This window comes from Ruminococcus sp., assembly GCF_017650195.1.
Taxonomy (GTDB): domain Bacteria; phylum Bacillota; class Clostridia; order Oscillospirales; family Ruminococcaceae; genus Ruminococcus.
On sequence record NZ_JAGCFH010000176.1, the window covers coordinates 17774 to 27139 of the forward strand.

General features: G+C 45.5%; 10 protein-coding genes. 5 read left to right on the forward strand and 5 right to left on the reverse strand.

From position 1 onward, the window contains the following. The first annotated feature begins 13 nt into the window (after positions 1–13). From J6U00_RS08275 to J6U00_RS08285, 3 genes are read left to right on the forward strand one after another with little or no spacing between them, the layout of a single operon-like run. Positions 14–1690: a Gldg family protein gene (locus J6U00_RS08275; protein WP_296580916.1), complete on the forward strand. Its 1677-nt coding sequence runs from the start codon at positions 14–16 to the stop codon at positions 1688–1690. Beyond that, on the forward strand, positions 1690–3198 hold the full coding sequence (locus tag J6U00_RS08280) for a DUF4340 domain-containing protein (RefSeq protein WP_296580918.1): 1509 nt from the start codon (positions 1690–1692) through the stop codon (positions 3196–3198). The genes J6U00_RS08275 and J6U00_RS08280 overlap by 1 nt, the downstream gene beginning before the upstream one ends. Positions 3199–3217: 19 nt before the next feature. After that, entirely contained in the window at positions 3218–3499 is a 282-nt protein-coding gene (locus tag J6U00_RS08285; RefSeq protein ID WP_296580920.1) for a hypothetical protein, read from the forward strand. Between the two features lie 330 nt (positions 3500–3829). Here the strand turns inward: J6U00_RS08285 and J6U00_RS08290 are convergent, their stop codons facing one another. From J6U00_RS08290 to rsmD, 5 genes are all read right to left on the reverse strand, one after another. Then, positions 3830–5485 carry a DAK2 domain-containing protein gene (locus J6U00_RS08290; protein ID WP_296580922.1) on the reverse strand — a complete coding sequence of 552 codons (1656 nt, stop codon included), beginning with the start codon at positions 5483–5485 and terminating at the stop codon, positions 3830–3832. A gap of 43 nt (positions 5486–5528) precedes the next feature. Continuing rightward, a complete protein-coding gene (locus J6U00_RS08295; RefSeq protein ID WP_296580924.1) occupies positions 5529–5888 on the reverse strand; it encodes an Asp23/Gls24 family envelope stress response protein in 360 nt (119 codons plus the stop codon). A 158-nt stretch (positions 5889–6046) separates the two neighbouring features. Next, positions 6047–6547 carry a vacuolar-type H+-ATPase subunit H gene (locus tag J6U00_RS08300; protein ID WP_296580926.1) on the reverse strand — a complete coding sequence of 167 codons (501 nt, stop codon included), beginning with the start codon at positions 6545–6547 and terminating at the stop codon, positions 6047–6049. Positions 6548–6552: 5 nt separating this feature from the next. Then, positions 6553–7044, reverse strand: a complete 492-nt coding sequence (gene coaD, locus J6U00_RS08305) for a pantetheine-phosphate adenylyltransferase (protein WP_295079837.1) — start codon at positions 7042–7044, stop codon at positions 6553–6555. Then, positions 7041–7598, reverse strand: a complete 558-nt coding sequence (rsmD, locus tag J6U00_RS08310) for a 16S rRNA (guanine(966)-N(2))-methyltransferase RsmD (RefSeq protein ID WP_296580927.1) — start codon at positions 7596–7598, stop codon at positions 7041–7043. The genes coaD and rsmD overlap by 4 nt, the downstream gene beginning before the upstream one ends. A 439-nt stretch (positions 7599–8037) precedes the next feature. On the opposite strand from rsmD, the gene J6U00_RS08315 reads away from it, so the two are divergent. Together J6U00_RS08315 and J6U00_RS08320 are read left to right on the forward strand one after the other, a co-directional pair. Beyond that, on the forward strand, positions 8038–8421 hold the full coding sequence (locus J6U00_RS08315) for a GntR family transcriptional regulator (protein WP_296580929.1): 384 nt from the start codon (positions 8038–8040) through the stop codon (positions 8419–8421). After that, on the forward strand, positions 8414–9292 hold the full coding sequence (locus J6U00_RS08320) for an ABC transporter ATP-binding protein (RefSeq protein WP_296580931.1): 879 nt from the start codon (positions 8414–8416) through the stop codon (positions 9290–9292). The genes J6U00_RS08315 and J6U00_RS08320 overlap by 8 nt, the downstream gene beginning before the upstream one ends. Positions 9293–9366 lie beyond the last annotated feature (74 nt).

The window sequence follows — 9366 nt, forward strand, 5'->3', positions numbered from 1 at the left end:
TTTGTATACAGATATGAGTAAAAAAGATACCGACAAGATAAATACGCAAAACACTGCCGAAGGTGTGAATGAGCTTGCCGGCGCTGATGAGAGCGCAAAGAAGAAAAGCCCAAAGGGCAGATTTAATTCCCGGAAGCTTAAATATGGCGCGATGTTCTATGTTATAATCGCTCTTGTTATTGCTATAGTGGTCGTTGTGAACATAATGGTCAACGCTGTTGCAAAGCGTTCGCCTATGAAGATAGACCTTACTCCCGATAACAGATACGAGCTTACAGATCAGTCAATAAGCGTTCTTAAGGCTTTGAAGAAGGACGTTGATATAACAGTCACAGCCACAAGGGATTACTTTGAGGCTATAGGCACACAGTATGAGAATTACTATTTGCAGAATTTTGGCGTACCGTCGGAGGTACCTTACGAGATGATACCCGAGCTCCTCGACAAGTATTCGATATATGCAGAGCAGGGCGATGGAAGGATAAACGTAAAGTACGTTGATATGAACATCGACCCCGATGTTATAAACAAGTTCAAGCAGAATTACAATGGCGAGATTGGCAGCGGTTGCATCATTATAAGCTCCGGAGACAGAGTAAGAGTTATATCAGAGAGCGAAGTAATGAATATGCTCACAGCTGACGAGAATGCAATGAGAAATCAGGAGCTCAGATTCAATTTCACAGGCGAGAGCGTATTGACCTCTGCTATTATGAACGTAACTGACATCAGCCCTGTAAAGGTCGCTTTTATAAAGACCATGAACGGCGCGCCTATCTATGATTCAAAGTCTGGCGTCACCGAGGACGCTGTGGAGAGCTTTGAAAATGAGCTCCTTGAAAAGAACGGCTATGAATGCACAGATGTGGATATCGCGTCCGAGGAGTTAGACCCGATTAAGTATGATATGCTGGTGCTCTTTGCTCCTACGGTCGATCTTACCGGAGACCTTATACAGAAGATGAGTGATTTTCTCTTCAACGGCGGAAACTACGGCAAAAACATGATATACGTTCCTGATTACAGCCAGACAGAGCTACCTAATATCGCTGAGTTCCTTGCTGACTGGAGCATAAAGGTGGAAAACAAGTATGTTCACGATTCTGACGATAAGGTTAAGTCGTTCTATGATAACCAGTTCTATCAGCACGTGGGAATAACTCTCGATATAAGCGATGCCGATTCCGTAGGCACTATGCCCAACGAAAAGCTGTCCATAATTGCAGAGTTACCGAGAGAGCTCTCAGAGGTAAAGAAGAATAACGGCGATATTGTAAAGACTGTTCTTATCTCGTCGGATACTTCATATACCGTTGATATGATAGAAAGAACACAGAATACTGACGACACAGGAGTAAAGCCTATCGTTATGCTTTCGAGAAAAGAAGACTCGGAGCAGCTTCAGGTGTTCGGAAGCGAGCTCCTTGTAATTGGCAGTCCACTTATGGCAAGCTCGGTTTATCTACAAAACAATACAGCTTTCAATAATGCAAATGTCCTTATCAACATTATAAACACTATGTCAGGCAAGGAAAACGGCATTATCATACCTGATAAGAATCTCCAGAGTTCGTTCCTTGCTCCCACAGCAAAGCAGGCAAAGACCATAAGCTTGATAGTTATATGGATCATCCCGATGATAATCGCATCAGTAGGCGCGATCATACTGATAAGGAGACGAAATAAGTAATGAAAAAGCAGGCAAAGGGAATAATCGCGCTCAGTGCGCTGCTTGTAGCGTTGCTGGGAGGCGGCTACGCTTATACAAAGTTCGCGCCTGGAGAAGGCAGTGAAATTCCAGCGGAGCCCACACTGTTGGCTACGGTCCCTGATGGCTCGGGAACTGTTCTCGTAAGTGACAATGGTCAGGTGGGAACTGTAAAAAAGGTCCATGTCATCAATAGCGAAGGCGAAATGACAGTCGTAATGAAGAACAGCCCTGCTGAGGACGAGGATCCGGTATATACTCTTGAGGGCTATACCGACCTCAAACTCAAGGAGCTTATGATATCCACTCTTGCAAATAACGGAAACGGTATTGAAGCACAGAATGTTGTGGCAAGAGACTGTGGTGACATTTCAAAGTACGGTCTCGACAAGCCTGAGGCTACGGTCGAGATGACTTATGAGTCCGGCAATAAGGTCAAATTCTACGTGGGGGATACGGCCCCGACCAATGACGGGGTATACTTTATGGTGGATGGCACTAAGGACGTATATATGGTCCCAACGTCAAAGGTACTCAATTACAGTAATTCAGTAAAGGATTTCGTCGATACGACTATACTCGACGATTACTCCGATGGCAGCCAGCCGAGGGTGGAGAGCCTCAGGGTAGCTCGTACTGATATGGACAGCGATATCCTTGTGGAGTACGACGTCAAAAGCGAGGACGCTCATTCGGGCGGAACCTCCTCTTCTCACAAAATGGTGCTCCCCACGGAGAGCTACCTTAACGTAGAGCTTTCAAGCAAAGTTATAACGGGTATGTTCGGGCTCACAGCCTCGGATCTCTACGTTTTGCACTGTACAGACGCAGATATCAAGGAAGCCGGCCTCAGCGAGCCTTTTTGCAGGGTGGATATGGAGTGCGAGGACGGAGATAAGTACACATTGCTCCTTAGCGAGGTGTTTACTAACAATTCGGGCACAAAGTGTTGTTATGGTATGCTGGAGGGCGGAAATACCATATACATCATTCCTTCCGACAGAGCTCCGTGGCTGACAGTTCAGCCGATAGATATTGCAACGAGAATGCTTATTAACGCTTATGTATGGAATATCACGGATATGACCGTGAGCGGCAGCGGTGAGAAGGCAGAATTTGTTATAAAGCCTGCCGATTCAGACAATAAGCCGGATAATCCTTCATCATCAGATTTCAGCGTTACGCTTAACGGTAAGGTATTCGATTCCGAGAGGTACAGGAAGTTCTATTCGTTCCTTGCAGGAACAAACGCGGAGGAATTCGCACTTGGCGTTCCTGTTCCGGATGGCGAGCCGAATGCTGTTATAAAGTACAGTGATTCGTATACTGGAAAAACAATGACTTATGAGTTCTATGAAGATTCGGTAATGCGTTCTCTTATAGTCGTAAACGGAGAGAGCAAGTATTACTGCACAAAGTCTTATGTTAGCGTCCTTCTGGACAATATACGCAGAATAGATACAGACGAAGATTTCGTCACAAGATGGTAATTATTACAGGAGGTATAGAATGATCGAAAAATTCAACACATACAAGGGATATCCGCTTGTAAGAAGCGGCAATCAGATATACTATGGCTATATGTCAGATCCTTATGTTATCTTTATACAGATACTCGAGACCAAGGAGGAAAATGGCGTGGAAATGACCTCAAAGGTCAGGGTTGTCCAGATGGACACTAACGAACCCGATCCACTCAAAGCCTTCGTCAAGAATGCGGAGCGCGAGTGCGGACTCTATGAAGCTCTCGATATTGCAAATGTATGGCTAGAAAAGGCTATGAAGAACTGAGACAGTCTTCATAGGTCAGTGGCAGGAGAGGAAATTTCTGCTGCTGCACTCACAAGTCACTGAAAGTCCCTTCTATAAGGGTGATAAAATGGCATGAAAAGATATTGAATATTAAAAAAATTCAAGTTCTGTTTTTTGCAAAAAAAGAAGCGGCTTATGTTGTGAACGTTTCACAATATAAGCCGTTTATTTTTTTAGTGAGTAAAATAAGATTTGAGTTGCTAGATATTAGCCATTAGTTGTTAGCCTATTGTAGTGGTGGATAATATCCGCCTGAAATGTATGGGACGATGCAGGCATCGCACCTAAAATGGCCTAAGGGCTATACGGTTACTCTACGGAAATAATATAGTAGTAAACAGGCTGACCGCCGTTTACGAGCATTACCTCTATCTTGTCGCCGAGCTTGGACTGTATGAACTTCTGGAGCTCTTCCGCATTCTCCTCGGACACGTCCGCACCGTGAATGAGAGTAACATAGTTCACATCGCCCTTTGCAAGTTTCTTTACAAGCTTGTAGGTAGCTTTATTTATATCACGCTCGGTGAAGGAAAGTTTACCGTTATCGAGAGCAAGTATCTCGCCCTCCTTGATCTGATGTCCCTCGAATTCTGAGTTCCTTGCGGCAAAGGTGATAAGACCGGTGGATACCTTCTCAAATGCCTTTGTCATATCCTTCCGGTTCTCGTTGAGACTGCGACTGTCGTCGAAAGCCAACATTGCCGCAATACCCTGAGGTATCGTCCTTGTCTGGAGTACGCATACTTTCCGGTCGGTGAGCTTAACAGCCTGCTCAGCTGCCATGATTATATTCTTGTTATTTGGAAGTACAAATACCGTATTTGCAGGAGTTTTCAGTATAGCGCGGAGGATATCGTCCGTGGAGGGGTTCATTGTCTGACCGCCCTTTACTACCACGTCGGCACCAAGGTCTGTGAACATTGCTTCGAGACCATGACCCGCTGCCACTGACACAAAGCCAAACTCTTTCTCAGGCTCTGCTGGTGTAAGCCCCGCTTCTGCTGCCTGTGCGTCTTTGACCTTGTTCTCATGCTGTATACGCATATTCTCTATCTTCGGACGGGGATCGTTGGTAAAGTGTCCGAATTCAAGTCCCTTCTGTATAGCCTTTCCGGGATTATCAGTATGTACGTGTACCTTTATTATTTTCTCGTCATCTACTACAACTACGCAGTCGCCGATAGTCTCAAGGTAAGCGCGGAGCATGGTCGCGTCGGGGCAGCCTGACTCCTTTTCGAGCATGAACTCGGTGCAGTAGGTATAGGTTATATCGTCATCATATTCGCTGACTGCTGTTCTGAACGAGTCGGAGGAACTCTCCTGAGCTACTGGAGTCTCCATTGGCTCGGCGATCTTTCCGCCTGCAAAAACGTCACACATAGCTCTGAATATTATACATAGTCCCTTACCGCCTGCATCTACCACTCCTGCTTTTTTTAGCTGAGGGAGCATATCCGTAGTCTTTGCGAGGGTTGCTTCTGCCTCTGCGCATATTTCTTCCCAGAAAACGACCTCGTCGTTGGTCTCTGCACATATCTCGTCAGCCTTTGCGGAAGCAGCCTTGACAACGGTGAGTATAGTGCCTTCTACAGGCTTCATTACAGCTTTGTATGCAGCTTCAACACCAAAGCGGAGAGCGTCGCTGAAATTCTCACTGCCTGCTTCCTTGCAGCCTGCAAGTCCCTTTGAAAAGCCTCTGAATATAAGTGAAAGAATAACGCCGGAGTTTCCTCTTGCGCCTCTCAGAAATGCCGACGCAGCCGTTGATGCTACTTCGGATACGGGAGCCTTTGAGTCAAGACGCTTAAGCTCTGCTATGGAGTTGCTTATTGTCATTGACATATTGGTTCCTGTATCGCCGTCTGGAACGGGGTAAACATTCAGCTCATCCACCTCGCGCTTCCTGTTGGCGATAGTAACGGCAGCGGAGATTATCGCATCTCTGAGTAATGAACCGTTTATCACAGTTAAATCCTCCAATCCTGCTAACAGGTAAATACCTGACGCCTTATGCGTTCAAGTCGTCAACATATACGTTGACCTTGTGTACATCTATTCCTGCAGCTTCCTCTACGGTGAAGCTGACCTTGTGGGTAATGCTGTTTACGGCAGCAGTGATGTTGGTACCGTATGTCACTTTGATATGCAGGTCGATTATGAGACCGCCTTCCTTATCGGTGCGAATCAGTACTCCCTTGTTTTTTCTGAAAGCCTTGCCAGCTGTGAGAGCTGAAACGGCTGAACGGAAGGTGCTAACGTTACTTACGTCGGATACTCCGAAGCAGTCCGTTACAGCGTGCTTGACGAGCTCCGTGAGGTAATTTTCCGATATAGTTATCTTTCCGATATGATTTTCAAAGCCTACCATCTGGTCATCACTCCTTTGGTAAAAATTGCTGCGGCATATTAAATGACCGCTATACTAAATTATTATATCACAAACCAACGGGTTTTACAATACCTATTAAAAAGATTATTTTAAAAGTCCATAACAAAAGCGGTACTCGTCCGAGTACCGCTTATAACTTACTGTAAGCCGTTTTTCTTGTCGTTCATATCGTTCATGCCGAGGCCTGACGATAAATTGCTTCCCAGCTTGCTCTTTACGACCTTTATGCTCTGGAGGTTCCTTGAGTAGTAGCTCTCAGTATCGTTGAGCATCTTTGCAACAGAGGTAGCGGCGTTCTGCTGAAGGTTCTTTGCAGCTGTCTGAGCCTTTGTGAGCATATCGAGAGCCTTCTTCTTTGCCTCTGTTACTATAGCCTCTCTCGATACTATCTGAGCGGCACGTTCCTCGGCCTTACGGATAATGGACTCTGCATTGAGCTTGGCCTCGTTAAGAATACGCTGGCAGTCAAATTCGATTTTCTTTGCTTCCTTAAGCTCGTGAGGCATATTGAGTCGAACATCGTTAATGAGTTCTCTCATTCTTTCTCCGTCGATGACCTTCTTGTGTGATACGAACGGAACTGACCCTGCTTTATCGAGGAGTTCGTCCATTTCTTCTAAAATCTCATCAATGCTCATAGTGATTACCTCTCCTTAATTAGTCTTTGTTTTATATCATCGAGTATTTCGTTGGGAACAAAGTGACTTATATCGCCGCCGAAGTATGCAATCTGCTTTACCAGACTGGAGCTGAGATACATATTTCCCGAAGCAGTTGTGAGGAACACGGTCTCTGCGCCTTCGTACAGTTTCTTATTTGCGAGCGCCATCTGAAATTCGTATTCAAAGTCGCTGACGGCTCTCAAGCCCTTGACGATAGCGATAGCGCCCACGTTTCTTACATAGTCTGCAAGGAGACCGTCAAGTATATCTATAACTACATTATCAAGGTCGCGTGTGACCTGCTCTATCATGAGCATACGCTCAGTAGCAGTGAAGCTAGGCTGCGCCTTGCCTGCGTTCCTTGATATCAGGACTATAACCTTATCGAAGAGCTTTGATGCTCTTGTGATTATGTCAAGATGTCCAAGCGTTACAGGGTCGAAGCTTCCGGGACAAACGGCAACTCTTCTCATTCCTCAGCCACCTCCTCGGACGGTTTGCAGAATATCGTGACATTTATTTTGCCGTAGTGGTAGGTCTTTCTCAGTGTCATACCCTCGGGAACGCTGGGCTCTTCCGCCTCACTTTCGTATTCGCATATTATTGAGCCTCCTTCCCTCAGCTTTTTAGCTGCGAAGGGGAGTATATTTGCGATATGACTGTGGCGGTATGGCGGGTCGAGGATTATGATATCGAAGGTCTGGGCGGTGAGCTTGATATAATCATAGCTGTCCCGGTTTATGACCTCTGACTGGCGTTCAAATCCTGTATTGCGCAGGTTTTCGTTCACACATCTTATTGAGCGGAGCGAGCTGTCGATGAATACAGCGTGGTCTGCGCCGCGGCTGAGAGCTTCGATGCCCATCTGACCGCTTCCTGCGAAGAGGTCGAGAACTCTTGCTCCCTCAAGCTCAAACTGAACGGCTGAAAAGATGCCTTCCTTAACCTTGTCAGCGGTGGGTCTGACATCCATCCCCTCCGGTGCGACAAGCTTCCGGCCTCTTGCAATGCCTGTGATTACTCTCATGTTTTAGTGCTCCGATACCGCAGAAGCTACTGCGGTTTCCGCATTTACGGTATACGGATACCGGATTATATATACATATTATTATATATTATTTTTGAGGCTTTGTCTATATTATTTCTTAAAAATGGCGATTTTGACTAAAAAATGATTATTTTATTCGCGTATCATATACACATATTCAAAAATACGCCTTATTTGGGGAAATTTGCGTCTGACGCATAAATGTTTCAAATTTAAGCTGGGAACTGGGAGCTACGGAGTCGCCAGCGGTAATATTATTTATTAAAAATATGAGAACATTGAATACATCAACTGTCAACTCTACCCTTTATTTTCTCAACTTAAAACATTGGAGCAATTTTTTGGGAAAAGGTATTGACAAATGTGTATATAAATGCTATAATGTGTATAACGTATATATACAATATTGAGGTGGACTATGGATATTATCATCAGTAATTCATCGGGTGAGCCCATATATCAGCAGATATCCTCGCAGATAAAGGGACTTATCCTTAACGGTGCGCTGAAAGCAGGGGACGCTCTGCCTTCCATGCGTACACTTGCACAGCAGCTCCGCATAAGCGTTATCACCACTAAACGCGCTTATGAGGATCTTGAAAGAGACGGCTTTATTGAGTCGTATACTGGCAAGGGCAGCTTTGTCAAGGGGCAGAATGCCGAGCTCCTCAGGGAGGAGTATCTGCGCCAGACAGAGGCTCTGCTCATTCAGGTATGCGAAAAGGCGAGACAGTGCGAGCTCAGTCTAGACGAGCTGAAGGAAATGCTTGATCTCATTTACGGAGGGGAAGAAAATGAATGACTATGAAAATGCTATTGAAATCAAGGAAGTGACCAAAAGGTACGACGGATTTACTCTCGACAGAGTAAGTTTCAACGTGCCGAAAGGGTCGATTATGGGTTTTATCGGGCAGAACGGCGCAGGAAAGACTACTACTATAAACGCCCTGCTCAATATCGTGAAAAAGGACGAGGGCGAGATACGTCTCCTTGGTCTTGACAGCGAAAAGGACGAATACGAGGCAAAAAAGCAGATAGCTGCGGTGTTTGACGAGTTGCCTTTCGACGATAGACTCAACGCTATTGCTATCGATAAGATACTCCGGGAGATATACGAGGAGTGGAGTACGGATACATTTTTCGGCTATCTTGACCGCTTTGCGCTGCCAAAAAAGAAGAAGTTCGGCAAGTTCTCAAAGGGCATGAAGATGAAGCTGCAAATAGCGTCTGCGCTGTCCCATAATGCGAAGCTCCTCATCATGGACGAGGCTACGACAGGACTCGACCCAGTTGTAAGAAACGAGATACTGGACATATTCCTCGAATATTTGCAGAACGAGGAGAATACTATCCTCATGTCATCCCATATCACCTCAGACCTTGACAAGATAGCCGACTGCGTTACATTTATCGACAAGGGCAAGGTACTGGTAAGTGGCTTCAAGGACGATATACTTGAAAGCCACGGCATACTCAAATGCACAAAGGATGACTATAAGGATATTGCTTCCGAGGACATAGTAAGCGCAAGACTGAACGACTTCGGTGCTGAGATAATGGTGTCTGACAAGGCTTCATGCAGCCGAAAATACTCGGGAGCTGTCATTGATCCCGCAACTCTTGAGGACATAATGATCTATTATGTAAACCGGGGCAAAAAGGAGTGGAGATGAATGAAAGGTCTTATCTACCGTGAGTTATACCTTATCCGCAAGACTATCGTGATAACGCTTCTTGTCTATTTCAT